21 protein-coding genes and 1 pseudogene are annotated in these 26,389 nt (G+C 63.2%); 8 read left to right on the top strand and 14 right to left on the bottom strand.

Features of this window, described 5'->3' with window-relative positions:
• Window positions 1–3: 3 nt before the first annotated feature.
• The 3 genes from addB (at window position 4) to trxA (ending at window position 7,015) form a co-directional block, all read left to right on the top strand.
• Window positions 4–3,102 carry a double-strand break repair protein AddB gene (gene addB, locus LOX95_RS02600; protein WP_242912820.1) on the top strand — a complete coding sequence of 1,033 codons (3,099 nt, stop codon included), beginning with the start codon at window positions 4–6 and terminating at the stop codon, window positions 3,100–3,102.
• Complete coding sequence (gene addA, locus LOX95_RS02595) at window positions 3,099–6,614, top strand: double-strand break repair helicase AddA (protein WP_242912819.1); 3,516 nt, start codon at window positions 3,099–3,101, stop codon at window positions 6,612–6,614. The genes addB and addA overlap by 4 nt, the downstream gene beginning before the upstream one ends.
• Before the next feature lie 74 nt (window positions 6,615–6,688).
• Window positions 6,689–7,015, top strand: coding sequence for a thioredoxin (gene trxA / locus LOX95_RS02590; RefSeq protein ID WP_242912818.1), 327 nt, complete (start codon window positions 6,689–6,691; stop codon window positions 7,013–7,015).
• A gap of 62 nt (window positions 7,016–7,077) precedes the next feature.
• On the opposite strand, the gene LOX95_RS02585 is transcribed toward trxA, so the two are convergent.
• From LOX95_RS02585 to LOX95_RS02545, 9 genes are all read right to left on the bottom strand, one after another.
• Window positions 7,078–8,364, bottom strand: coding sequence for a bifunctional folylpolyglutamate synthase/dihydrofolate synthase (locus LOX95_RS02585; protein WP_242912814.1), 1,287 nt, complete (start codon window positions 8,362–8,364; stop codon window positions 7,078–7,080).
• Window positions 8,365–8,392: 28 nt separating this feature from the next.
• Entirely contained in the window at window positions 8,393–9,286 is an 894-nt protein-coding gene (gene accD, locus LOX95_RS02580; RefSeq protein WP_242912813.1) for an acetyl-CoA carboxylase, carboxyltransferase subunit beta, read from the bottom strand.
• 10 nt (window positions 9,287–9,296) lie between these two features.
• A complete protein-coding gene (gene trpA, locus LOX95_RS02575; RefSeq protein WP_242912811.1) occupies window positions 9,297–10,139 on the bottom strand; it encodes a tryptophan synthase subunit alpha in 843 nt (280 codons plus the stop codon).
• Window positions 10,136–10,552, bottom strand: coding sequence for a hypothetical protein (locus LOX95_RS02570; protein ID WP_242912809.1), 417 nt, complete (start codon window positions 10,550–10,552; stop codon window positions 10,136–10,138). Before LOX95_RS02570 ends, trpA begins: the two co-directional genes overlap by 4 nt.
• A 2-nt stretch (window positions 10,553–10,554) precedes the next feature.
• Entirely contained in the window at window positions 10,555–11,772 is a 1,218-nt protein-coding gene (gene trpB, locus LOX95_RS02565; RefSeq protein ID WP_242912807.1) for a tryptophan synthase subunit beta, read from the bottom strand.
• Between the two features lie 32 nt (window positions 11,773–11,804).
• On the bottom strand, window positions 11,805–12,443 hold the full coding sequence (locus tag LOX95_RS02560) for a phosphoribosylanthranilate isomerase (protein ID WP_242912802.1): 639 nt from the start codon (window positions 12,441–12,443) through the stop codon (window positions 11,805–11,807).
• Between the two features lie 61 nt (window positions 12,444–12,504).
• A complete protein-coding gene (locus LOX95_RS02555; RefSeq protein ID WP_242912801.1) occupies window positions 12,505–12,999 on the bottom strand; it encodes a hypothetical protein in 495 nt (164 codons plus the stop codon).
• A gap of 512 nt (window positions 13,000–13,511) precedes the next feature.
• Complete coding sequence (locus LOX95_RS02550; protein ID WP_242912799.1) at window positions 13,512–14,246, bottom strand: pseudouridine synthase; 735 nt, start codon at window positions 14,244–14,246, stop codon at window positions 13,512–13,514.
• Between the two features lie 2 nt (window positions 14,247–14,248).
• Complete coding sequence (locus LOX95_RS02545) at window positions 14,249–15,148, bottom strand: class I SAM-dependent methyltransferase (RefSeq protein ID WP_242912797.1); 900 nt, start codon at window positions 15,146–15,148, stop codon at window positions 14,249–14,251.
• Window positions 15,149–15,268: 120 nt separating this feature from the next.
• Here LOX95_RS02545 and recQ point away from each other — a divergent pair, with 120 nt between their 5' ends.
• Complete coding sequence (gene recQ, locus LOX95_RS02540) at window positions 15,269–17,134, top strand: DNA helicase RecQ (RefSeq protein ID WP_242912796.1); 1,866 nt, start codon at window positions 15,269–15,271, stop codon at window positions 17,132–17,134.
• A gap of 83 nt (window positions 17,135–17,217) precedes the next feature.
• Complete coding sequence (locus LOX95_RS02535; protein ID WP_242912795.1) at window positions 17,218–18,714, top strand: S41 family peptidase; 1,497 nt, start codon at window positions 17,218–17,220, stop codon at window positions 18,712–18,714.
• On the opposite strand, the gene LOX95_RS02530 is transcribed toward LOX95_RS02535, so the two are convergent.
• Entirely contained in the window at window positions 18,711–19,643 is a 933-nt protein-coding gene (locus LOX95_RS02530; RefSeq protein ID WP_242912794.1) for an alpha/beta fold hydrolase, read from the bottom strand. The genes LOX95_RS02535 and LOX95_RS02530 overlap by 4 nt on opposite strands.
• A gap of 112 nt (window positions 19,644–19,755) precedes the next feature.
• Between LOX95_RS02530 and LOX95_RS02525 the strand changes: the two genes are divergently transcribed.
• Entirely contained in the window at window positions 19,756–20,244 is a 489-nt protein-coding gene (locus tag LOX95_RS02525; protein WP_242912792.1) for a hypothetical protein, read from the top strand.
• Between the two features lie 36 nt (window positions 20,245–20,280).
• Here the strand turns inward: LOX95_RS02525 and hisN are convergent, their stop codons facing one another.
• Both hisN and LOX95_RS02515 read right to left on the bottom strand, forming a co-directional pair.
• A complete protein-coding gene (hisN, locus tag LOX95_RS02520) occupies window positions 20,281–21,063 on the bottom strand; it encodes a histidinol-phosphatase (protein WP_242912790.1) in 783 nt (260 codons plus the stop codon).
• A 120-nt stretch (window positions 21,064–21,183) separates the two neighbouring features.
• Window positions 21,184–21,402 (bottom strand): annotated as a pseudogene (locus LOX95_RS02515) (helix-turn-helix domain-containing protein); the annotation flags it as partial.
• Window positions 21,403–21,585: 183 nt separating this feature from the next.
• On the opposite strand from LOX95_RS02515, the gene LOX95_RS02510 reads away from it, so the two are divergent.
• Entirely contained in the window at window positions 21,586–21,843 is a 258-nt protein-coding gene (locus LOX95_RS02510; protein WP_242912789.1) for a GlsB/YeaQ/YmgE family stress response membrane protein, read from the top strand.
• A 71-nt stretch (window positions 21,844–21,914) separates the two neighbouring features.
• Here the strand turns inward: LOX95_RS02510 and LOX95_RS02505 are convergent, their stop codons facing one another.
• The gene (locus LOX95_RS02505) at window positions 21,915–22,367 is read right to left on the bottom strand and encodes a superoxide dismutase (RefSeq protein WP_242912787.1); all 453 of its coding nucleotides are present in this window, start codon (window positions 22,365–22,367) and stop codon (window positions 21,915–21,917) included.
• Between the two features lie 151 nt (window positions 22,368–22,518).
• On the opposite strand from LOX95_RS02505, the gene LOX95_RS02500 reads away from it, so the two are divergent.
• A complete protein-coding gene (locus tag LOX95_RS02500; RefSeq protein WP_242912785.1) occupies window positions 22,519–24,180 on the top strand; it encodes a phosphatidylglycerol lysyltransferase domain-containing protein in 1,662 nt (553 codons plus the stop codon).
• 262 nt (window positions 24,181–24,442) lie between these two features.
• On the opposite strand, the gene typA is transcribed toward LOX95_RS02500, so the two are convergent.
• Window positions 24,443–26,272 (bottom strand): translational GTPase TypA, encoded by a 1,830-nt coding sequence (typA, locus tag LOX95_RS02495; protein ID WP_242912783.1) that lies wholly within the window; start codon window positions 26,270–26,272, stop codon window positions 24,443–24,445.
• Window positions 26,273–26,389 lie beyond the last annotated feature (117 nt).

Raw genomic sequence — 26,389 nt, 5'->3', positions numbered from 1 at the left:
GATATGGGCGGGGGCGCTTTCGATCCGTTTTCCGGTGACACACCGCGTTGGTACACCATCGCGGCCCAGCGCCCGTTTCTGGAAGATTTGGCCGCAGGGGTTCTGAGCTGGCTGGGCACCCGCCCGCCGGAAGAACTGTCCGACGCGACCATCCTGCTGCCGAACCGTCGTGCGGCGCGGGCCTTTACCGCGGCCCTGTCCAAACTGTCGGAAGACCGCCCCGTGCTTCTGCCACAGGTGCGCCCACTGGGTGACCTTGAGGAAGACGAACCGCCCTTCACGCCGGGTGCGCTGGGACTTGATCTACCGCCCGCCATTCCGGCGCTCACGCGCCGGTTTGAACTGGCCAAGATGATTGTCGAGGATTTCGACAGCGAGCTTCGTCCTGTTCAGGCGCTGGACCTTGCCGATGCGCTGGGTCGCTTCCTCGATTCCTGCCAGCTCGAAGAGGTTAAAGACCCCGGCATGGTCGCAGGGCTGGTCGAAGGCGACATGGCCGAGCACTGGCAGCGCTCTGCCGAGTTCCTCGCGCTGGGCGTCGAGAAATGGCCCAAGCGATTGGAGCAGATGGGTCTGGTCGACCCCTCATGGCGTAAGGCAACCTTGCTGCGCCGCCTTGCCGAACTGTGGGACCGCGAGCCCCCGCAAGAGCCACTGATTGTCGCGGGCTCGACGGGTACTGTGCCCGCCGCTGCCGACGTTATGGGGGCCGTCGCCCGTGCCCCTCAGGGCTGTGTCGTCCTGCCCGGCCTCGATCTGGATCTGGAAGAAAACGTCTGGGCCCAGATCACCGGCGAGAACGAACAACACCCCCAGCGCGCGCTGAAACGCCTGTTGGAGCGTCACGACATCGCGCGCGCCCAAGTGCGTCCGTGGTTCCGTCCCGAGATCGCGCCCGAAGTCCTGCAACGCGGCATGGCCCGCCAGCGTCTGCTTAACGAGGCCCTGCGTCCTGCCGATGCCACGGGCGACTGGCGTCACGCCATCAAGGACATCCGCGAGCGCGCCGCAGATACGGGTCGCGACCCCATCGCCGAAGGGCTGAAGGGCCTTAGCGTCATGACCCTGCGTCATGAGGAAGAGGCCGCCGCCGCCATCGCCCTGATGATGCGCGAGGCATTGGAAACCCAAGGCCAGACCTGCGCCCTCGTGACGCCGGACCAGGGCTTGGGCCGCCGTGTTCAGGCCCGCCTGCAACGTTGGGGCATTACCGCCGACACCTCGGCGGGTGCGCCGCTGAACCGCATGTCCGCAGGCACCTTGCTGGAGCTTTGCGCCCGCTGGGTAGAGGACGAGGCCAATCCGCAAACCCTGCTGGCCCTGCTGAAACATCCGCTGGTCGCGCTGGACGTCGAGTGGTCGGAATATCTTGCCGCCTCGCTGGAACGCTACGGCCTGCGCACCTCGCCGCACGGTACGCTGGCGCGTCTGAAAACCTATCTGCGCCGCCAGAAGCCGCGCGACAACGAAACCGAAGAGGCCAAGGCCAAGCGCGAGGCCCGCACCCAGCGGCTGTGCGACTTCGTCGATCATCTGGCCAGCCTGCAAGCCCTCGGGAGCGAGCCCTTTGCGGGCAAGACCCATGTGCCTCTGGACGAAGCCGCCCGCGTCCTGACCCGTCTGGTCGAGGGCTTGGCCGGACAGACCGCCTGGGCCGGACCCGACGGTGAACAGGCTGCATCTTTGCTGTCCAACCTGATCGCGGGCGGTGCTGCGCTGGGTGCCGTGACTCCGTCCGATTTGGTGGAGATGCTGCAAGGATTGCTGGCCGACACTGTGGTGCGCACGGGCGGGGCAACCCATCCGTCCTTGCGCATCCTCGGGGCCATCGAGGCGCGTCTGGTCCGCGCCGACAAGATGATCCTTGCGGGTCTGGAAGAAGGCATCTGGCCGCAGGGCGCGCCCGTCGACCCGTTCCTGTCGCGTCCGATGCGCAGCGTCCTTGGCCTGCCGCCGCCCGAGCGCCGCATTGGCCAGAGCGCACAGGATTTCATTCAGGCCGCCTGCGCCCCCGATGTGGTGCTGGTGAACTGCGAGCGTCGCGGGGGCCAGCCGGCTGTGCGATCGCGCTGGCTGTGGCGCCTCGACATGCTCACGCGTGGGGCCAATGAAGCCGCTACGCCCGTCGAGATCGCTGCCCCCCGACAGGTCATCGACTGGACCCGCCATCTGGACGCCCCGCAATCCAGCACACCCGCCTATGCCCGACGCCCTGCACCAACGCCGCCCGTTTCAGTACGTCCACGCGAACTGCCCGTCACCGGTGTCGAGCGCTGGGTGCGTGATCCCTATGCCGTCTATGCCCAGCGCATTCTGGGTCTGCGCAAAATGGACCGACCGGGTGAACCTGCCGAGGCGCTAAAGCGCGGTAACGCCATCCACTCAGCCATCGAGCGGGCTGTCACCACATGGCCCTATGACCTGCCCGAGGACTTCGAGCAGCAACTCGCTATCTTCATTCAGGAAGCCCTGCGCGAAGAAGGCTTTGAAGACGCCGCCATGGCCCGCGAGGTGCCGCTGAGCCGTATCAGCGCCCGCTGGCTGGCCGCATTCGAGCGCCGCCGCCGCGAGCGGGGGATTGAAATCCTTGTCGAACAATCGGGGCGTCTGATGTTTGACGGACCGGCTGGACCGTTCACTGTCACCGCCAAGGCCGACCGTATCGAACTGGATGCCCACGGCGCGGCCATTATCGACTTCAAGACCGGCTCTGCGCCATCCGCCAAACAGGTGGTCGAAGGCTTTGCTCCGCAGCTGTCGTTGACGGGGGCCATTCTGGCCGCTGGCGGGTTCGGCAATCCATCCGATCCGACGGCACTGGTCTATGTGCGCGTCATCGGGCGCGGCGAAGGCGGCAAGGAAACGGACGTGTCCGCCCCGTCCAAGGCCAACAGCCTGAGCGCCGCCCAGATCAGCGCTGCCGAGTTCGACCGCCTAAAAGATGCCGTCGCCGCCTATGACGATCCGGCGCGGGCCTATGTCTCATGGGAAGCGCCGCAATACATGGGCAATTTCGGTGGCAACTACGACCACCTCGCCCGCGTGTGGGAGTGGATGGTCGTCGGCGGTGCCGACAGCGAAGGCGAAGGAGACGCGGCATGATTGACGTGGCCACCCTGTCCCCCGTCGAACGGGCCAAACATTTCCAGTCGGTCGCGGCCAGCCCTGAAAAGTCGATCTTTGTCACCGCCAATGCGGGCTCGGGCAAGACGACCACACTGGTGAACCGCGTGGCGCGTCTGCTGCTGAAACGCGTCCAGCCGGGCGAAATCCTGTGCGTGACCTATACCAAGGCCGCCGCTGCCGAAATGCAGGCCCGCCTGTTTGAAAAGCTGGGCCAATGGGCCGTGGCGGACGACGAGACCCTGTCGCGCTCGCTGGCCGATCTGGACGGGCGCGATGCCAACACGCTGGACCAGCAGGACCTGTCCGATGCCCGTCGCCTGTTTGCTCGCGCACTGGAGACACCGGGCGGTCTGAAGATCCAGACCATCCACGCCTTCTGCGAAAAGCTGCTGCGCCGTTTTCCGCTGGAGGCGGGTGTCACGCCGGGCTTCAAGGTTCTGGAAGATCAGGCCGCGATCCGACTGTCGCAGGATGCGCGAGAGGACCTCGCCCGTCACGCTCTGGGCGCCGATGATGCCATCAGCCGCGCTTATGAGCATTTCGCCACCACAATGGACTTCGGCAGTTTCAACGACCTGCTGGCCATGATCGAGGCCAAGCGCGAGGCGCTGTCCGCCTATCTGGATGCCGTCGCGACCGGCGATGCCCCCAATCCGCGACAGCTGACCGGCGCGGGCGACGAAAGCACCGACCAATCCGGCGAGGACTTCGTCCGCTACATCAGCAAGATCGAGTGGAACGACACCATCGCCGTCATGGACACGGGGGCGAAAACCGATGCCGCTGTCGCTGCGTGCATGCGGGCGGCGCGTGACAACTGGACCTTCGAGGGGCTGGGACCCGTGTTTCTGACCCAGTCCGGCAGCCCGCGCGCCAAGATGGTCACCAAATCCATCCCGCCGATTGTTGGTGACTATCTGACCGCGCTGCAGAGCAAATACGTCGCGACCCGCGAGGTGCTGCGCAAGATCAGGGTGGCGGAGGAAACCGAGGCTGTCCTGACGCTGGCACGGCTGCACCGCCACTTCTACGACACCCGCAAACAGGAAGAGGCCGCGCTCGACTTTACCGATCTGGTCGGGCGCACCGCTGAACTGCTGACTAAGCGGTCCAATGCCGCTTGGGTGTTATTCAAGCTGGACGGCGGCATCGAGCACGTTCTGGTGGACGAGGCGCAGGACACCGCCCCCGAGCAGTGGGAGATCATGCGGGCCCTGACCGAGAGCTTCTATGCCGGTGACGGCGTGGAACGCGACCGCGCCATCGCCCGCACCGTCTTTGCCGTGGGCGATGAAAAGCAGTCGATCTATTCCTTCCAGGGCGCAAAGCCCGAGCAGTTGCTGAAGGAATCCCGCCGCTATCAGCTGATAGCCGAGGCGGTCCACGCGACGTTCGAGCATGTGCGACTGGAAACCTCGTTCCGCTCCACGCCCGAGGTGTTGGCCTTTGTCGATGCGGTCTTTGCCGATCCGGATCGTGCCCGCGCCCTGAACGGCACCGGCGATATCGAGCCCCACCTGCCCGCCCGCGCCAAGGATGCCGGATCGGTCGAGATGTGGCCCCTGTTCACCGAGCCGGAGCGCCCCGAGCGCAAGGCATGGCAGGCCCCTGTCGATCAGGAAAGCGAGGCCAGCGCCCGCAAACAGCTGGCCCGCGCCCTCGCCCGCGAGATCAAGCAACAGGTCAATGAGGGGCGCGGTATCTGGCAGTTCGATCCGGCGACCAAGACCTCGTCTTATCGCCCTGCCCGTTACGGTGACTTCCTTGTGCTGGTCCGCCGCCGCGACGCAACCTTTGAAGAAATCATCCGCGCCCTGAAGATGGAGGGTGTGCCGGTCGCCGGTGCCGACCGTCTGAAGCTGGACGAGCACATCGTGTTTGATGACATGCTGTCGCTGGCACGGTTTGCCCTGTTCCCGCAGGATGATCTGTCGTTGGCGGAAATCCTGCGCAGTCCCTTCTGCGCCGTGCCCGATTTCGGCGCGCCGCACGACCTCTACCACCTCGCCAATGTCGAGACGCGGGGTCGCCAGCCCCTCTGGGACGCGCTGCAGGACCGCAAGGACGAGCAGCCCGAATGGCGCGAGGCACATGACCTGCTGCAAAAGCTGCTGGATGTGCGCGATGCCGATCCCTTCACCTTCTTCAGCACGGCGCTGAACCATGTGTACGCCGATGGCCGCTCGAGCCGCGCACGTATTCTGGACCGGATGGGTCACGAGGCCGAGGAGGCCATAGACGAGACGCTGGCGCAGGTGCTGGCCGCCGAGGAGCGCGGCGGGCGCGATCTGGAGACCTGCCTGCGGGAACTGGAGCAGAGCCACGTCGAGGTGAAGCGCGAGATGGAGGGGGCCCGCAACGAGGTGCGGGTCATGACCGTCCACGGCTCCAAGGGTCTGGAAGCGCCCGTCGTCATTCTTCCCGACACCACGTCCAAGGCCAAGCCGCAAGGGCCCAAGCTGATGCCCGTTCCCGCTGGCGATGCGGGCGAGGCGTGGCTGATGTGTCCGTCGTCCAAGAACGATGACTGCGAGGCCTCTGCCGAGGCGCGCTGCCTGCGTGAGCAGCGCACGGACGAAGAGTCGCTGCGCCTGCTCTACGTCGCCCTGACCCGCGCCAAGGATCGTCTGATCATCATGGGCCGTGAGGTCGGCAACTGTAAGCTCGGCTATGTCGAAGGCAGCTGGTGGGACATCCTGCTCCAGACCTTTACCGCCCAGCTTGAAGCCGGATCGGTCATGGCCGGCCCCGATGGCCGGATGCGGCTGGGAGAGCTTCCGCCTGCGTTGGATCCTGAAAAACGTGTGGCCGTAAATGCCGTGGAGTTGCCCCACTGGGCACTGAGCGCGCCGCCAGCCGACCGTAGCGCCCGCTTTGCCGCCCCGTCCCAGATGGAGGACAACCGCAAGATCAAGCGCATCCCCGCGCCCTCGCCCTTGGCTGTGGCGACCACGGGCGGCAGGGCGCTAGGTCGCTTCCGGCGCGGGGACTTGATCCACCGCCTGCTGGAACGCCTGCCCGATATTGCACCCGACATGCGCCGCAGCGCTGCCCAGCGTCTGCTGTCCAAGGAAGTCGATCTAGACGATGTGCAACGCGCCGAGATGATCGAGGCGGCCTTTAGCGTGCTGGACGATACCCGCTTTGCGCCGGTGTTCGGGCCGGGCTCACGCGCCGAGGTGGCGCTGACCGGCACGGCACCGGAACTGCCCGCCGGGGTCAAGATCAATGGCCAGATCGACCGTCTGGTCATCACGCCCGAGCGTGTGCTGGTGGTGGATTACAAGACCAACCGTCCGGCACCGGATCATCTGGAAAATGTAGACCCCGCCTACCTGACGCAGCTGGCGGTCTATACGGCTGTTCTTCGCCAGCTCTACTCCGACCGTCCGGTCGAGGCCGCGCTGGTCTGGACCGACGGGCCCAAGCTGATGCCTGTCGATAGCGCCATCTTGATGCTCGCCCTGAACCGCCCGCCCATTGATTAACGCGCCCATCTGCCCCAAATCATGACCGACAGGCGCGAGCGAGCCTTGCGCCGACACTGATAGAAAGAGACACCATGGCCACTCTCAAGGTCACCGACGAGTCGTTCGAAACCGAAGTGCTGCAAGCCTCCAAGCCTGTGCTGCTGGACTTCTGGGCCGAATGGTGCGGCCCGTGCAAGCAGATCGGCCCGTCGCTGGAAGCCCTGTCGGACGAAATCGGTGACAAGGTCACCATCGCCAAGCTGAACATCGACGACAGCCCGATGACCCCGTCGAAGCTGGGCGTGAAGGGCATTCCGACCCTGATGCTGTTCCAGGACGGCCAAATGACCGCCATGAAGGTCGGCCCGATGCCCAAGGGCAAGATCGTCGAATGGCTGGCTGAAGCCGGCGTCGGCTGATCTCACGATCACTGAATATGAAAAGGGCGGCTCCTTGCGGGGCCGCCCTTTTTATTGGTCGTTTAGCGGGGCCATGTCTCGGGCGACGCGCCCAGCACTTCGCCCGCCAAATAGAGACTGCCGCAAATCAGGATGCGGCCTGCGTCCATAGCCAGCGCCCGCTTCAGCGCCTCGTCGACATTAGCAGCAGTGGTCACCCCGAAACCGCGCCCTTGGGCGACGGCGGCAAGGGTCTCCGGCTCGGTCGCATTGCCTTCGAACGGGACAGCGATGACGTGGGCGTCCAGACCTTTTAACGCTTCGAAGAACCCGCCGGCGTCCTTGTTGCTCAGCATGCCGACGACCAGCGTTAGTGGGCGCGGGGCCTTGGCGTGGCGGTCACCCAGAACGCGGGCGAGAGCGCGGGCGGCGTGGGGATTATGGCCCCCGTCTAACCACAGTTCGGCATCGGCGGCCTTGGCCATGTCGGCATATTTGCCCGCCGTCAGGCGCTGCATACGGGCAGGCCAGAAAACGTTTTTGAGGCCGTTGGCGATCGCCTCTTCCGGCAGATCCAGTTCGAGCGCGGCCGCAATGGCGACGCCTGCGTTGTCGAACTGGTGCGCGCCCGACAAAGCCGGTGCGGGCAGATCAAGAAAACGCGTCTGGTCCTGATAGGCCAGACCGCCCCGCTCGGACCATGCATCGAAATCGACGCCCAGTACCGTCAGCGGAGAGCCGACCTGTTGGGCGCGGCGTTCAATCTCGTCCATCGCCGGTTCGGACTGTCGGCCCACAACGCAACGGGCACCGGCCTTGATGATACCCGCCTTCTCGCGAGCAATACCGGCAAGGTCGGTACCAAGGAACTCGGCGTGATCCAGATCGACCGGCGTGATGACGCTGAGAAGCGGCCGCTCGATGACGTTGGTGGCGTCCAGAACACCGCCCAAGCCCACCTCAATAATCGCAAGGTCCGCAGGTGTTTCGGCCATGGCGAGAAAACCTGCCGCCGTGGTGCTTTCAAACACCGTGGCCTCGCCGCCGGTTGCGGCCATGGCATCTTCGACGCGGTCGAGGATGGCGTTCAGGTGATCATCGGTGATGAGTTCGCCCGCCAACCGGATGCGCTCGTTAAAGCGCACCAGATGGGGCGAGGTATAGGTGTGAACCTTGAGGCCCGCAGCCTCCGCGATCGAGCGGATTAGCGAAACGGTCGATCCCTTGCCGTTGGTGCCTGCCACATGGATGACGGGAGGCAGGCGGTCCTGCGGATTGCCCAGCGCTGCGCACAGCGCCTGCATACGGCCAAGGGACAGGTCGATGCGCTGGGGGTGTCGCGCCTTCAGACGGTCAGAGATCGGGTCCAAGACGCGACGCTTCCCTTAATTGATGGCCTCAGGCGGCCTTTTTGCGTTTGCCGTTCATCAGGATGGACAGGATACGGCCAAGGGTCTGCGGCAGATCATGACGGGTCACGACCTTATCGACCATGCCCTTTTCCTTGAGGTATTCGGCGCGCTGGAAGCCCGGCGGCAGTTTCTCGCGGATAGTGGTTTCGATCACGCGCGGACCGGCAAAGCCGATCAGGGCCCCCGGCTCGGCCAGATGGACATCACCCAGCATGGCGTAGGAGGCGGTCACGCCGCCCGTGGTCGGGTCGGTCAGAACCACAACGTAAGGCAGTTGAGCCGCCTTCAGGTCCTGAATGGCCAGCGTGGTACGGGCCATCTGCATCAGCGACAGCGCGCCTTCCTGCATACGAGCACCACCGGCGGCGGTGAAGCAGACAAAGGGAACGCCGCGTTTCACAGCTTCTTGTGCAGCGGTGATGAAGGCTTCACCCGCGGCCATGCCCAGCGAACCACCCATGAAGGTGAAGTCCTGAACGATGACTACAGCGGGGGTGCCGTCGATCGTGCCATAGCCGATGGCCATGGTGTCGGGGCGACCAGCGGCCTTACGGGCAGCGGCCAGACGTTCCTTGTACGGCTTGCCGTCGGAGAAGTTCAGCGGATCTTCCGGTACGGCGGGGGTGTCGATGGCTTCAAACTTGCCGTCGTCGAAGGTCGCCTTCAAACGGGTCGGCGCATTGATACGCATGTGACGGCCCGACGGCGTGACCCAAAGCGCAGCTTCGAGGTCCGAGCGATAAATCATCTCGCCCGTGTCGGGATCTTTCACCCAAAGATTGTCAGGCGTGTCCGTGGTTTTGACGACCTTGCGGACACCGGGGGAAAGGCGCGACAGCCAGCCACCGCGGGCCTTGTTCTCGGAATTCTTATCGACCATGGGAGGCTCTTTAGACGGTTTCCGCAACGGAAGCACTAGTGCGCGCACCACGAACTGCCGTGGAAAGTTCGCGAACCTTGTCGAGAACTCGGGTCACAGCCGACTGTCCACCTTGGAGAGCAGCAGCCACTTCATCGACCAGCACCGAGCCCACAACGACCGCATCGGCGACGCGAGCGATCTCGGCAGCGCGTTCCGGCGTCTTGACGCCAAAACCGACCGCGACGGGCAAGCCCGACGCCTTGCGCACGCGCTCGACCGCCGGAGCGACCGAGGAAGCTTGCGCTTCCAGTACACCGGTCACACCCGCAACCGAAACATAATAGACAAAGCCCGACGTGCCCTGAACGATGGTGGCCAGTCGTGCATCGTCCGACGTCGGCGTAGCCAGACGGATGAGGGAAATCTGCTCGGCATCCATGGCGGCAGCCAGATCGCCAGCCTCTTCCGGTGGACAGTCGACGGCGATCAGACCGTCCACGCCCGCCTCGGCGGCTTCCTTGGCGAAACGCGCATAGCCATAGGATTCGACGGGGTTCAGATAGCCCATCAGGATCAGCGGCGTGGTGTCGTCGCTCTTGCGGAACTCGGCCACGAGGTCGAGTGTGCCGCGAAGTGTCATGCCAGCCTTCAGACCGCGAAGCGCCGCACGCTGGATCGGCGGCCCTTCCGCCATAGGGTCCGAAAACGCCAGACCCAGTTCGATGATGTCTGCACCGGCAGCCGGAAGTCCTTTCAAGATTTCCAGCGCCTCGTCACGCGACGGATCGCCCGTCATGACATAGGGAATGAAGCCTGCGCGGCCTTGGGCCTTCAGTTCAGCAAAGCGGGCGTCGATACGCGCAGTGGTCACGGATTGCTCCCTGCAGGGGCTGCACAAATATCACCCGGAATGAGTGCGAAGCCGAGATAAGCGGGTTCTTCCGCAGCCTCGGATTTGGCGGGGTCGAAGAAAGCGACCATCTGCATGCCGTCGCAACCACCGCCGTCACGGCGCTTGACGAAGATGACGCGGTTGTCGTCGCCATCGGCCGGAATCCAGCCCTGGCCTTTGAGGTCCTCGATATAGGCCTCGGCCACGCCGCCCAGTTGGTCCATGCGTGCGGTCACGCAGAAGGCTGGAGCCTTGAGCAGACCACCGCAGTCCGGGCTGGCTACGGCGGGGGCTTTAACCGCGATATCTGTGGGGGCGACGCTGACCGGACCGGCAGCGGACGGGGCGGCCTGAGCAGCCAGAAGGGCCACTGCCGAAAGGATAGCGATCATGATTACAACTCCACACCAAGGTGTTTGGCGACCGTGAAGATGTCCTTGTCACCACGACCGGACAGCACCACGACGATATCGCCCCCCTTGCCCACTTCACGGGCAATTTCGCCTGCACGCGCCAAGGCGTGCGAAGGCTCAAGCGCCGGAATGATACCTTCCAGCTTGGAAATCATCTGGAAGGCTTCCAGCGCCTCGGCATCCGTGGCCGAGCGGTATTCACCGCGACCAAGATCATTCAGCCAAGCGTGTTCCGGCCCGATCCCCGGATAGTCGAGGCCGGCCGAGATCGAGTGGCCTTCCAAGATCTGGCCATCGGCATCCTGCAACAGATAGGTACGGTTACCGTGCAGAACGCCCGGACGCCCGCCCTTCAGCGAGGCTGCGTGGCCGTTGTCGACGTCCAGACCGTGACCTGCGGCTTCGACACCGATCAGGCGCACACCCTCATCGTTGACGAAGGGGTGCATGGCACCGATAGCGTTCGAGCCACCGCCGATGCAGGCGACCACGGCCTGAGGCAGGTGGCCGATCTGTTCCATCGACTGCTTCTTGATTTCCTTGCCGATCACCGACTGGAAGTCGCGGACCATCTCCGGATAAGGAGCCGGACCGGCCGCCGTGCCGATGATGTAATAGGTGTTGGCCACGTTCGTGACCCAGTCACGCATGGCCTCGTTCATCGCATCCTTCAGGGTCGCAGCGCCCGCCGTGACGGCGTTCACTTCGGCACCCAGAAGCTTCATACGGAAGACGTTTGGCTGCTGACGTTCAACGTCGACAGCCCCCATGTAAACGGTGCACGGCAGGTCAAAACGCGCACAGACTGTGGCCGAAGCCACGCCGTGCTGACCGGCACCCGTCTCGGCGATGATACGCGTCTTGCCCATGCGACGGGCCAGCAGGATCTGGCCCATGCAGTTGTTGATCTTGTGCGCGCCCGTGTGGTTCAGGTCCTCGCGCTTGAGCCACACCCGTGCCCCGCCGAAATGTTCGGTCAGGCGCTCTGCGTGATAGAGCGGGCTTTCGCGACCGACATAGTATTTCAGATAGCCGTCCAGCTCTTCCTGGAAGGTCGGGTCCGCCTTGGCTGCCTGATAGGCCGCGCCCAGCTCGTGGATCAGCGGCATGAGGGTTTCAGGCACAAAACGACCGCCATAGGGGCCGAAGCGACCCTGCTCGTCGGGCCATGCGTAGGTATTGGTCAGGGGTGCGTTCACGTCAGCAATCTACGGGAAGGAAAACGTCGAAATCAGGACCGGCGCGCGGCCGCTAGAAAATCATGGATCAGGGAGATGTCCTTAACACCCGGCGCGCGCTCGACGCCAGAGGAGACATCAACCATGGGAGCACGGGTGACGAGCAAGGCTTCACCCAGATTTTGTGGATTTATGCCTCCCGCAAGAAACCATTTTGCCGGAAGCGGGCGATTGCCCATCAGCGACCAGTCGAAACTGTGGCCCACACCACCGGGCAGGTCTGCCCCCTTGGGAGGCTTGGCATCGAACAAGAGGATATCGGCGGCGCGGGTCCATTCAGACACATTTACGAAATCCGCCTCTTCGCGGATCGGTAGCGCCTTGATGATTTTCGCTCCCGTCCTGCGGCGTACCTCTGCGGCACGCGAAGAGTTTTCCGCGCCATGAAGTTGGACGAAGTCCGGCTTGAGATGGATGGCGATGCGGTCCAGTAGCGCGTCATCGGGATCAACCACGACAGCGACGATCTGCGCTCGTCCACGCGCGGCGGCAAACAGCTGCGCCGCGTCCTCGGGTTCTATGTGTCGGGGGCTTTTGGGAAAGACCACTGCGCCGACATAGGCGGCACCCCCCTTGAGGGCCGCTTCGAGCGTTTCAGGCGTCGTCAGCCCGCAGATCTTTACCTCGGTCATGCAACGAGGGGTGCGCGACCCTGACCGTCAGGTCAAGGCCGCTTGCAGGAACCCGCCGAACTCAGTCCTTTTTAGCCGCAGGTTTCTTGGCTGCCGGTTTTTTGGCCGGAGCCTTCTCCGCCGGCTTTTCAGCAGCCTTCGGTGCCTTGGCGGGGGTCTTGGGTTCAGTCTTGGGGTCAGCCTTAGCTTCAGCCTTTGCCTTCGGCTCGGCCTTCGCAGCGGCAGCCTTAGGTGTCGCCTTTGGCTTGGGTTTGGATGCTGTCTCCGCAGGGCCGGTGCGAGTGACCGCGCGTTCTTCCAGAACCGCATTCACACGCTCGATTGCCTCGACCAACACCGCCTTCTTCTCGTGGGCACCTGTGTCGGGATTAGCCTTGCCGGAATGGCGGGCGTCACGATTGCGCTGACGGATCATGCGCTGGATGCGCTCGCGTCGACTGCGAAGCTGGTGCGCAAGATCGGTCAGTTCACGATGCGAAAAGCCGTCCAAATCCTTGGTCTGATCGACCAGCATCTGCTCGATCTGATCCAGCGCGCGCTTAGAAGATGCACTCATAACCATCTTTCCTGTCGTTTCCATTCAGAGAACAGTGCACGACAAGACGGCGCGTTCCAGTAGGCTTTTTTCAGCAGAGGTACAAAATCGGCGTGATTTCCCGACTAAATCGCGCTCATAGATCATCTGGCCGATAGGACGATTCAGGCATCATGCTCTGGTCTGCAGGGCCCGCACCTTGGGCGGTTACTTTCACGGCTATCAGCGTAAACCGGCCTGAACGATCCGTAGGGCGCGCCATTCTTTCATTGGCATAGTCTACAGCCAACCGATCAAGGCCGCAGCCTATTACGCCATCGCGCACACGACATGTCGTTGCCAAATCAGGGCTGTGTGGACAGATCACCCACACGACCGCCTGTGGTGGGCAGGTCTCGATCCGCGATGGCATAACAGGCTTTGTGCAAGACGCCACGGCGACCAGTCCGACCACGCAAAGCGCCTTGCCCAGTGCTGTCATCACACCCCTCGATTAGGCTCGATGTATCCAGACTGGACAACCAACGGCCCAGCTATTGGAAGATCGTCGCGATTTCTTCGGCTGACAACAACTTCCATTGGCCGGGTGCCAGATCGTCAGGAAGTGTCAAACCGCCCAGACGCTCGCGGTGAAGTTCTTCGACATGGTTGCCGGTGGCGGCGAACATGCGTCGGACCTGATGATAGCGGCCTTCCGTCACGCTCAGCAGCGCTTCGGTTTCCGACACGACTTCCAGTTCGGCGGGCGATAACGGCTTGTCCTCGCCCTCCAGCATCAACTGGCCCGAGGCGAACAACGCTCCTTCAGTGCCGTTCAGCGGGCGGGCCAGCTTGGCGCGGTAGGTCTTTTTGACGTGGCGCTTGGGGCTGATGACGCGGTGTAGCAGGTCACCGTCGTCGGTCATGAGCAGCAGGCCCGAGGTCTGCTTATCCAGACGCCCGATGGTCGAGATCGCCGGATCACGACGCAGCCAGCGCTCCGGCAGCACATCATAGACCAGCGCCCCGTCTTCCTTGTGCGAACAGGTCATGCCCAGCGGCTTGTTCAGCAGGATGACCATCCCCGCGACAGGGTCCAGCGGCTCGCCGTCAATCTCCATCCGCGTCGGGAGATCGGGCGTGACAGGGATGCGTTTGGTCACATCCGTAAAGTCCTCGCCGTCCAGCATGATGCCGCCCGCCTTGGCCATGCGCGCCATTTCATTGCGCGAGCCATAGCCCATGGAGGACAGCAGCTTGTCGACGCGCGAAGTCGGTGTCTTGGCCATGACTATTTCACCGCTTCAAAGATTTTGAAGCCGTTCTGGTCGGCGACCATGTTCACGCGCTTGAACACCTCGTTGAGGTCGTTCTCGTACGGCAGGTGACGGTTAGCGACAATCCACGCGACGCCGCCCTTTTTCAGCAGTTCTGCGGACTTGCGGATGAATTTCTGGCCTAGACGTTTGTCCTCGATCCCGCCGTCGTGGAAGGGCGGGTTGGAGACCACGAAGTCCAGCGTGCCCTCGCCTTCCAACAGGCGGACGTCGGCCCAGTCAAAGCTGACGCGTTCGTCGGTCACGTTCTTCTTGGCAGCATCCACGGCGCGGCGATCCAGATCGACCAGCTTCAGCGACTTCACTGCTGCGGAGCGCAGAACCACGGTCGCCAGCGCGCCATAGCCACAGCCCAGATCAATGCCATTACCCTTGAGCGCCGGAAGGGCATCGGCCAGCAAGGCCGTGCCGTTATCGATGCGATCCCACGCGAACACGCCCGGTTGCGACCATGCATCCAGACCGGCCACCACGCGCGGCGCTCCGGCAGCAATGGCTTCGTCCAGACCCTCAACCGTTTCCGGACGGGTCAGGATGGCGCGGCGATGGTGTGCCTTGGCTTCCTCGGCGAAGGTGACGCCGAAGCCTTTGAGTTCCTTGGCCAAGCGCGAGCCGCCCTTATCCTTGGGGGCCATCACGTCCAGCTTGCCGCCGACCTTCAGCGCACGCAGAGCCAACGCCAGCGCATAGCGGCGCTCGATTGCACCCGGAGGCGCGTAAAGGGTGATTTCATCGACCGAAGCGGGCGCGACATCTTCCAGCGCCATCGATCCGGGAATGAGCGGAGAGGTCTGCTGGGCCGACATGGGCGGGTCGAATACGGCGGGCGGGCGGCCATAGATCAGGCTGTTCATGGCTGCCCTATACTGGTTTCGTGCGTCCTAGGCGACACTCGGCGTTTGTCGCGATCACTTCTGCCCCTTCGCCGTTAGCGCAGGATGACATCGAACGCCGAATAGTGGCACACAGCGCCCATGTTCGATCCCGCCGCTTACGAAGACCCGTCGCCCACCCTGCATGATGCGCGCGTGCTTCTGGAGCGGGTGTGGGGTCACAAGGATTTTCGTGGTCTGCAAGCCTCGGTGATCGAGGAAGTTCTCGGCGGCCGCAACACTCTGGCCGTCCTGCCGACCGGCGGCGGCAAGAGCGTCTGCTATCAGATCCCTGCCATTCTGCGCCCCGGTGTGGGTCTGGTGGTATCGCCGCTCATCGCGCTGATGACCGATCAGGTTGAAGCGTTGAAACAGCAGGGCGTGAAGGCTGCCCGTCTCGATAGCGGTCTGACACTGGACGAGCGCAACGCCGTCTGGCGAGAGGCCCGCTCGGGCGAACTGGACCTGCTCTATGTCTCGCCGGAAGGACTGGCCGCAGGGTCCATGTTGGATCGCCTGACCGAACTGCCCATCAGCCTGATCGCCATCGACGAGGCCCACTGTGTGTCGCAGTGGGGTCATGACTTCCGCCCCGACTACCGCACGCTGGGTCGTCTGGCCGAGGTCTTCCCACGTGTGCCGCGCATCGCCGTGACGGCCACCGCCGATGCCCGTACCCGCGATGATATCGTCGCCTCGCTGCGCCTCGAAGACGCTCAGGTCTTTGTCGACAGCTTCGCCCGCCCCAATCTGCAACTGACGGCAGAGCGCAAATACAATGGCTCACGGGCCCGCAATGACGAGCGTGTGGTCGAACTGGTGGCCGAGCGCCCGCGCCGTTCGGGCGTGGTCTATTGCGGCAGCCGCGACGGTTGCGACCGCCTCGCTCAACTGCTGCGTGATCGCGGTATCAATGCCATTTCCTATCATGCCGGCTTCGACAACCGCGAGCGCGACATCCGGCTGGACCGCTTCCTGAACGAGGAAGACGCGGTCATGGTCGCCACCATCGCCTTTGGCATGGGCGTCGATAAACCCGACGTGCGCTATGTCATCCACTGCGATCCGCCGGGTAGCCTTGAGGCCTATTGGCAGGAAGTGGGCCGTGCGGGCCGCGATGGCGAACCGGCCGAGGGCATCACCCTGTTCGGGCCATCCGATATTGCTTGGTCGCTGCGCCGCCTCGAAGGCCGCCCGATGGCCGAAGAGGTCAAACAGGTTCAAACCCGCAAGGTGCGCCAGTTGTTCGCCATGCTGGACGGGGCCACCTGCCGCCCGCAGGCCGTGCGTCGATACTTCGGTGAGAGCGCTGCCGAGCCTTGCGGCTGCTGCGACATTTGCGGTGATCCGCCGATCACCTTCGATGCTCTGGTTCCGGCGCAAAAGGCACTGGCCGCCGTGCAGCGTCTGGGCGAGCGTTTTGGACGCACCCGCGTGGTCGATCACCTGACCGGACGCACCAAGGATGTTCAGCCGTGGGAAAGCGGCCTGTCGACCTTTGGCATCGGATCGGACCTCAGCATCCTCGGATGGCGCGATGTGATCGACCATCTGATGTTCGAGGGCCTGCTAGTCGAAGATCCCAATGACGGCAAGCCCACCTTGCGTCTAGGCGATCCCGAGGCGGTTCGGGCCGTCTATCGCGGTGAGCGCCCTGTGCGCGTGCGTCAGGCTCCGGCCCGCGAGGTCGTCGAGAAACCGCGCCGCAACGCCGGTCGCAACCTGCCGATGGAAAGTCTCGACACCGATGTGCGTGCCCGCTTCGAGGCGCTGCGCGGCTGGCGCCGTGACCGCGCCAAGGAACAGGGTGTGCCGCCCTATGTCATCTTTACCGACAAGACACTCGTGGAGATCGCCGTCCAGTGTCCGCGTGACGAGCATGATCTGAGCCGCATCAGCGGTGTCGGCGCGGGCAAGCTGGATCGCTACGGCAAGGCGGTGCTGGAGACCCTGAACATTACAAACTAGTTCGTTGCGAAGGCCCCTGCGCAATAGCAAACTGCCGATATTGCAAAGGTGGGCTCGGTGCCCGTGTTTCGCGGGAGGGTGCGATGAAATATTCAGGTCTTGCTGCTGCGGTCTGGCTCTTGGCCTCCAGCGCGTATGCCCAGGAGGCTTCTGCGCCCCGGCCGTCTATCAATCAGCCGCGCGACTGGGCGCAGACCCTGCGGGACGACGCCCAAGCCGTCCACGCCGCACTGATCGACAGCCATCCCGGTGCCCATGACACCCTCAACCCCGATTTTCGCAAACAGGTCGATGCGGGTCTGGCACGCGCTCTTCAGCGCGCCGACCAGACCACCGATGCGGGCGGCTGGTGGTGGGCCCTGCGTGAATACATCGCCAGCTTTAACGATGGCCACGTCAGCATCATGATGAAGGATCAAGGGTTCCAGTTTCAAACCCGCTGGCCCGGATTCCTGACCCGTTTCATTGGTGACGACCAACGGGTCGCGGCGACCCGCGAAGGCGATACCAGCGTGCCGCCTCTGGGTGCGCGCCTCATAGACTGTGATGGCGTCCCGGCCGACGAACTGGCCGCACGCCGCATAGGCCAGTTTCGAGGGCGCTGGTTCCTGAAAGCCATGCATGTCCGTTTAGGCAGTTGGCTGTTTCAGGATGCGCAGAACCCCTGGATCGCGTCTCCAACAACGTGCCGGTTCCAGGTCGACGGCAGTCCCCGCGACTATGCGCTTGAATGGCAGGTCGGCGACGATGAATTGAACGACCAGCTTTCTCGCCTCCAGCCCGCCGCGGGCGACTTTGGCGTAAAGAACCTTCAGGACGGCGGCTTCTGGATTTCCACGCCCAGTTTCGATGGAAGTCCGCAAGGAACAAGCTATCCCAAGCTGACCGCAGTTCTGGAGGGAATGCAGGCTGAACAGGCTACCCTACGCACCGCGCCCTATGTCGTCCTCGACCTGCGGAACAATGGCGGAGGTTCATCCCACTGGAGCCGTCAGATGGCCAACATCCTGTGGGGCGAGCCGTGGCTCGAAGTGCACAAGATGAAATCGTCGGACGGGGTGGACTGGAGGGCCTCAAAAGCCAACTGGTCGGCACTGGACGCGTTTGCCGCCGACTTGCGCGGCGCGCAGGCAAATCCGGAAGTACTGGGCTATTTGGACACGATGGTCCGAGGCATGCGCACGGCGCAGGAGGCGGGCGAGATCTACTGGCGCGAGGATCTGGGTATCGAGCGCGAGACGGCTGACGCCGTCGTCACCGATCCTGTCCAACAGGTTGCCGGTAAGGTCTATGTCCTGACGGATTCGATGTGCGCGTCCGCCTGCCTTGATGCAGTGGATGTGTGGAAAGCCGCGGGTGCTACTCAGATCGGTCGCGAAACGGCGGCCGACACCGTTTATATGGACACGCGGCTGGAAGATTTGCCCAGCGGCCTTGTTCAAATGGCTGTGCCCATGAAGGTCTATCGCGGTCGGGGGCGAGGCAACAACGTACCCCACCAACCGCAGCACGTCCTTCCGGTCGAGATCATGGATGACGCTGCACTACAAGGCGCTGTGCGCGAGCTTCAGGGGAACTAGCGCAGGAACTCTTGCACCAGACGCCCGAACGTGCGCGGCTGATCGATCATCACCATGTGCTCCGCGCCTTGCACACGCTCGAAACGGGCGGGCTGGCGCAGGTTCATGAAGCTGTAGCGGAACAGGTCGTCAACTACAGCGCGCGGGCTACTGGCATCCGCGCTCCAGCCATAGACGATGGTCACCGGCGCGGTGATGTGGGGCAGACGGTAACGCAGGTCCGTCGTCAGCACCTCGAATACGCCTTGAGCCAGCACGCGGCGATCACCGCCCTGCCATCCCAGCCCATTAAACACGCGGTCGGCACCGTCGCCGAGGTCCAGACCCAGACGGGCAGGATGGCTTCGCAACATGTCATCGCCCAACAGCATCACGCCTTGGTAGGCCAGACGGGCCAAAGGCTCGACGTCGGCTCGGGTCGCCCCGCGATTGATGAGCGACGGGAAGAAGGGCGAGGAGTCCACCAGCATCACCCTGCCGATCCTGTCTCCGCCGTCCGCCGCTATGCGCAGCGCCAACTGCCCGCCCATCGAATGGCCGATCACCGCTGGTCGCTGCAGGCCTTCGGTTTCGATGTAACGGCTGATCTCGGCCGCGACTGCGGTACCCAGATAGCCGCTGGCGTTGCCTTGTGCTGGATATTCGCCAAAGCCGCGCACCGTCACCAGGTGAAGCCGGTACTGCCCCTCGAGTTCAGGCACCAGCTTGGCCCAAACCGCCGATGTCGAAGCCAACCCCGGTATCAGCACCACATCAGGACCATCGGGCCTGCCGCGAACTTCGACGATGATCCGCTCAGACTCGAAGGGTGCTTGAGTCACAGGAGCACCGCGGACAGTTGCCCCCGATCCGGAAGGCTGGGCGGAGGCCCCGAAAGCCATAACAACGGCGCTCAAAACGACGATAATGCTCAGTCTGGTCTTGGCCATGCCGCTACCTTGCAGTGTGAACAGGGCAAAACCTCGACATCGTCCCGCGGTTCCCCATTGCAAAACTGTAACCTTGGGCGAAAATGCACTTACACATGGGGAGGATGTGCAGATGCTTACTCTGTCTATTTTCGCGTTGACCCTCGCAGCCAGTGGCTTCGGCAGCGTCCAGGCTCAAGAAGAATTCGCCGCGCCCGCACAAGCGCAAGCGGCACCCTCCGGTGCCGACTGGAACATCGTGTCGCGCAGCAGTCATACGGTCTTCATGACCGACGTGAACGGCGTCAAACAGACCAACGGTGTCACCATCGCTCAGGTGGCCCGGGTCCCCGCCTCGGGCGACACCGGCAACCTGTCGCACTCGGTGACCGAACTCAGCTTCCGCTGCTCGGCCAACCAGTCAAAGGCCGGCGAGGAAGTCTATTACGCCGCCGACGGATCGGTCGAGGAACGCATTCCGAACGATCTCGATTTCGAGCCGATTCCGGCCAACAGCCTCGACGCTTATGTGAAGGCCGTCGTTTGCGGTGGGGACCGCTCGCCCAAGAGCTTCCCGAGCGTTGCGGCCTTCATCGCTGCGGGGCGTCCTACCCGCGACTAAGATCATTGAAGGGGGCGGCGGCTTTGGCGGCCGCCCTTATCCGTTCAGGCGCGCCAGCGCCGGTGCCGTCAGTGCGGCATCGCCCACTGCCAGCACGCGCCCGTCCTTGGCCGTCGGGGCCTGCCCGTCCCACCCGGTAAAACTGCCGCCTGCCGCCTTCACCAGCGGCATCAGCGCCGACCAGTCCCAAACCTTGAGCTCGCTTTCTGCAACGACGTCGATCCGGCCCGCAGCCAGCATGGCATAGGCATAGGCATCACAGCCATAACGGGCCAGACGCACGCTCGTCTTGAGGCGCTCCCACCCATCACGGTCAGCGCCCTGAAAAATGTCGGCATCGGTCGTCGCTGCCACAGCATCGGCCAGATCGGCGCACGCCCGTGTGCGCAACGCTGTCTGATTTCCTTCGCGGTCGATCAGGCGCGCACCACTGGGGCCGCCAATGAAAATCTCGCCGATATAGGGCTGGCCGACCACACCGATAGTGGGCACACCGCCCTGACGCAGACCAATCAGCGTAGTCCACAGCGGCAGGCCCGAGATGAAGGCGCGAGTGCCGTCGATGGGATCGAGAATCCAGACGGTTTCTGCATCCGGCCTGTCCTCGCCATACTCTTCGCCAATGATGCCGTGCTCTGGGTAACGCGCCTTGATCGCCTCGCGCAGAGCGCGTTCTGCCGCGCGGTCACCCTCGGTTACAGGATCGAAAGCGCCGGGTCCGGCCTTGTTCACTTCCGCAATGTCGGTGCGGAAAAACGGCAAGGATGCCTTGGCGGCGATCTTGGCCAGTTCAACGGCGAAGGCTTCGAGTTCGGTCATGGCCCCTGCCTTACACGCGCTGGTCTGATCCGGCGAGTAGAACAGTGTCCTTGCAAGAAATTACAGTTGATCGGCCTGCAGGGCAGCACGGCTAGGGGCCGTATCAACGAAGCCGTCAGCGTCCTCGAAACCGTCATAGAAATAGCCGAGGTCGATCTCCAGCGCCTTGGCCAGATACCAAAGGCGTGCTGCCGAAATCCGGTTGGCTCCGCACTCGTATTTCTGGACCTGCTGGAAGCGGATACCCAGACGATCGCCCAACTGTTGCTGGGTCAGCCCCAGAACGCGGCGGCGGCGACGCAGCCGGCGCCCGATATGCAAATCGATCTCTTTAGCCACACCAACCTCGTCTGTTCCAAAACGACACCATAAGTGCCCACTTTCCGAACGCTTGAGTGGAGGTCAGCAAGCTTGGCGCCGTTTGGCTATGGGCACCCTGCCCCGCCGTGGCGCAACCGACCGGCGCTATTGGCATTATCATACCAAGGCAAAGGCCTTGGAACGTTATTGGGAGACTTGACCATGAGTGGTTTCGGTTGGATCGCGTGGATCCTCATCGGTATTGTAGCCGGCTGGTTGGCCGAAAAGATTATGAAGCGGGAACATGGCCTGCTCACCAACCTGATCGTGGGTATCGCAGGTGCCCTCATCGGCGGCTTCCTCGCCAACAATGTGCTCGGCTTTGACGCCGCAGGTAGCTGGATTGTCGGTATCATTGTCGCCACCGTTGGTGCCGTGATCCTGCTGTTCCTTCTGGGCCTGATTAAAAAGCGCCGCTAAAACCGCGTTTCAGGCACGAAAAAAGGGCGCCCCTTCCGGGCGCCCTTTCTTTTGGTTGGAACCTGCCCGCCTTAGGCGCGCGGTTCGTCAACCGGAGTTTCTGCCGGCTCTTCGGTCGGCTCGTCAGTCGGCTCTGCCGGAGCAGGCTCGGCTGCCGGTGCCGGCTCTGCGCCCGCCATCGGCGCTGCGGTCTGGAAGTCGGATGCGGTCGCATCGACGACGATATCGGTACCTTGTTGCTTAATGCCTGCTACGGACACTGGACGTACCGATCCATCAGCACCGCGAACAGTCAGCTCTTGACCGGAAGCGCCATTTTGGACACCCACCAGCTTACCAAGTTCGGTGCCGTCGGCGCTCTTCACAGCCGTACCCGGAGTAAGGGTCAGGCTCTGCGGTTGGGCAGCCTCCTGAGTTGCCGTAGCCGGCGCATCGGCGTCCTGTGGTGCTTCTTGTGCCAGAGCAGGGGCGGCAAACATCAGGGCACCAGCGATACCGGAGAGCAGGGCGGTCTTGCGGATCATGTCGAACTCCTCGATTGGCGAGCTGGGAAGCCGCTCGCTAAAAGGTGAACACGCCGTGTAAAGGATTGTTGCGAGCGCCCAAAAATGACCTTCTAACTGCCACGCATCGGCAAAAAGCGCGGCATCTCGAGACATCCCCCCAAGACTCCTTATGACTCAACGACGCAGCCAGACTCTTCACCGCATATTGCGCCGATTGGGCGGTCTGGCTTTCGAGCTGACGCCTCAATTGTTTGCCATCGCCAGCTTCCTGCTCGGCGGGCTAATGCTGCTGTCGGCGGTCACGCCGGAGTTTCATGATCGCCTGAACGCGCTGGATCACTGGGCCGAGCCGCTGGTGATCGACCTCAGCCACTTTGCAGCGAGCGTGACGGGCTTCCTGCTTCTGTTCGTATCGGCGGGCCTGTGGCGTCGCCGCCGCGGGGCCTATTACACCGCATTGGTGGGACTGATCATCGGCGCGGTCTTCTCGATCCTCAAGGGCCTGAACTTCATGCAGGCCGCCGAGATGCTTCTGGCGGCCCTTTTGCTCTGGCCGTGCCGGTCGGCCTTCAACCGCCGCTCACGGCTGGGTGAGCCACTTCGTCCGGGCTGGTTGTTGATGCTGGCCGCTGCGGTTATCGCCATGGTCTGGCTGGGCTTCTTTGCCTATCGCGAAGTCCCCTACCGCGACGAACTGTGGTGGACCTTCCTGACCGATACGCAGGCGTCCGGCTTTTTGCGGGCAAGCGCGGTTCTGGCCATTCTGACGCTCGTCGTGGCGTTCCGCTCGCTGCTAACGGCCCCCGGTGCGCGCAGCCATGGTCCGGCAACGTCTGCCGATATAGAGCGCGCGCGGCTGGCTCTGGGGCAGGCCGAGGTGGCCCCGCCCGAGGCGCGCTTGGCGCTGCTGGGCGACAAGGCGCTTCTGTTCTCACCCACCGGCTACAGCTTCTTGGCCTATCGTGTACGGGGCCGTCGCTGGATTGCCATGAGCGAACCGGCCGGTCTTGTATCGGAGCGACTGGAACTGCTGTGGTCGTTCGCGCAGATGGCGGACTCCTATGGCGGCGCGCCTGTGTTTTACTCCGTCAGCGAACGCTTGCTGGCTGATCTGGCGACCATGGGCTTGGCGATGCGCAAGGTTGGCGAGGCTGCGGTCGTACCCACCCACAGCTTCTCCACCGAGGGCAAGGGCAAGCAAAACCTGCGAACGGCAGTGAACCGCGCCGAGCGGGAAGGGTCGATCTTCTCGGTCTTGATGCCCGGAGAGGCTGTCGAGCACGAGGCCGAGTTACGTGCTGTCTCCGACGCATGGCTGGACCACCACGAGGGCACGGAAAAAGAGTTTTCACTCGGCCGTTTCGACATCAGCTATCTGAACCAGTCCCCGATTGCCGTTGTGCGCGAAGAGGGGCGCATGGTCGCTTTTGCCAACCTGCTAATGGGCGCGGGCAACAAAGAGGCGATGATCGACCTGATGCGCTATGTGCCGGATGGTCCGCACGGGGTGATGGACTATCTGTTCACCCGCATCGCCCAGTGGTGCCGCGAAACCGGCATCGACCATCTGGACCTTGGCATGGCTCCGCTATCGGGCCTTGAGGACCGCCGCACCTCGCCTGTGTTCGCCCGCGTGGGGGCGCTCATCTTTGAAGAAGCCAATGCCATTTACGGCTTTCAGGGTCTGCGCGCCTACAAAGGCAAGTTCGGTCCCGCCTGGCGCCCGAAATTCATCGCCGCCCCAACCACGACCCCGCTCCCCCTCGCCCTCCTCGACGTCGCCCTGCTCACCAGCAAAGGCTGGCGCGGCCTGCTAGGCCTGCGGAAGTAAGGCCAACCACATCCACCACACAAAAAGGCCAGCGGCTTCAGCCCGCTGGCCTTTTTCACGCACCTGACACACCACCTCATGCGCCCCTTGTTGCCCCTCAAGCAGCTCGCCCCCGCGGGGCGAGCGATAAGGGCTGCCAAACGTCCCTGGTAGCGGGCCGCGCAGCGGCACGCCTAAGGAACAAAGCAAAAGCCGGAATAGGCTGACGCGCATGAAAAAAGGGCAGCTCCTGAGAGCTGCCCTTTTCTTCAAAGCGGAATGCTTATTCCGGCTTTTGACGCTTCTTGCGGAACGACGGGTTCAGGATTTCCTTGCGAAGACGGATGTTCTTCGGGGTCACTTCAACCAGTTCGTCTTCTTCGATGTAAGCGATGGCCTGTTCCAGCGACATCTTGCGCGGCGGGGTCAGGCGAACGGCTTCGTCCTTGCCCGAGGCGCGAACGTTGGTCAGCTGCTTGCCCTTGATCGGGTTGACGTCGAGGTCGTCCCAACGCGAGTTCTCGCCGATGATCATGCCCTGATAGGTCTTCTCGCCAGCGCCGACGAACATCACGCCGCGCTCTTCGAGGTTCCACAGAGCGTAGGCTGCGGTGTCGCCGTCCGAGTTCGAAACCAGCACGCCCTTCAGACGGCCTTCGATGGCACCCTTGTGCTCTTCGTAGTGCGAGAACACGCGGTTCAGCACGCCCGAACCACGGGTGTCGGTCAGGAACTCGCCCTGATAGCCGATCAGCGAACGCGACGGGCACTTCAGCTGGATGCGGGTCTTACCGGCACCCGACGGACCCATGTCGGTCATTTCAGCCTTACGGGCCGACAGCTTTTCAATGACGATGCCCGAGTATTCTTCGTCGACGTCAATCATGACGTCTTCGATCGGTTCCATCAGCTGGCCGTTCTCGTCCTTCTGATAGACCACGCGCGGACGCGAGATCGACAGTTCGAAGCCTTCACGACGCATGTTCTCGATCAGAACGCCCAGTTGCAGTTCGCCACGACCGGCGACTTCATAGGCGTCCGAACCTTGGGTTTCGGTGATGCGGATAGCGACGTTGGCTTCTGCTTCCTTCAGCAGGCGGTCGCGGATAACGCGCGACTGGACCTTGTCACCTTCACGGCCAGCCAGCGGGCTGTCGTTAACACCAACGGTCATCGAGATGGTCGGCGGGTCGATCGGCAGCGACGGCAGGGCCTCGGTCACTTCCAGAGCGCACAGGGTGTCAGCCACGGTGGCCTTCGACATACCGGCGATAGCAACGATATCGCCCGCTTCGGCTTCGTCCACCGGCTGACGCTTCAGACCACGGAAAGCCAGTACCTTGGTGATACGGCCTTGTTCGATTTGCTTGCCGTTACGGTCCAGACCCTTGATGGCCATACCCGGAACAGCCTTACCCGAGTGAACGCGACCGGTCAGGATGCGGCCCAGGAACGGATCGGACTCGATCAGAACGTTCAGGATCTGGAACGGCTCGTTGACGCGCGCTTGTGCGGCCGGTGCCGGCACGTGGTCGACGATCAAGTCGTACAGCGGGGTCAGGTCGTCGTTCGGCTTTGCCAGATCAAGCGTCGCCCAGCCCGAACGGCCCGATGCGTAGATGACCGGGAAGTCGAGTTGTTCGTCGGTGGCACCCAGAGCGGCGAACAGGTCGAAGGTTTCGTTCAGAACGCGGTCCGGATCGGCGTGTGCGCGGTCAACCTTGTTGATGCACAGGATCGGACGCAGGCCCATACGCAGGGCCTTGGTCAGAACGAACTTGGTTTGCGGCATGACGCCTTCTTCGGCGTCGACGAGGATGACGCAGCCATCCACCATGCCGAGAATGCGTTCAACTTCACCGCCGAAGTCGGCGTGACCCGGGGTGTCGATGATGTTGATGCGGGTTTCGCCAGCCTTGCCGTTCCACAGCACCGAGGTGCACTTGGCGAGAATGGTGATGCCGCGTTCGCGCTCTTGGTCGTTGGAGTCCATGGCGCGTTCCGTGGTCGCCTCGTTGGCGCGGAAGACACCCGACTGGGCGAGAAGAGCGTCAACCAGGGTTGTTTTGCCGTGGTCAACGTGTGCGATAATTGCGACGTTACGTAGATTCATTATTTCGGGCTCGGGCGGACTGTGTTCGGCCACGGGTAGCCCGTGCCGCTGCAAACTAGCTGCAGATGTGGGAAGGATTTCGGGGGCCTCTTACAACTCTGCGGGCCAAAAGACCAG

The organism is Brevundimonas pishanensis, assembly GCF_022750635.1.
GTDB classification, from domain to species: Bacteria; Pseudomonadota; Alphaproteobacteria; order Caulobacterales; family Caulobacteraceae; genus Brevundimonas; species Brevundimonas pishanensis.
Note: the sequence above shows the minus strand (reverse complement) of the source record. Positions and strands in the feature narration are given on the sequence as shown.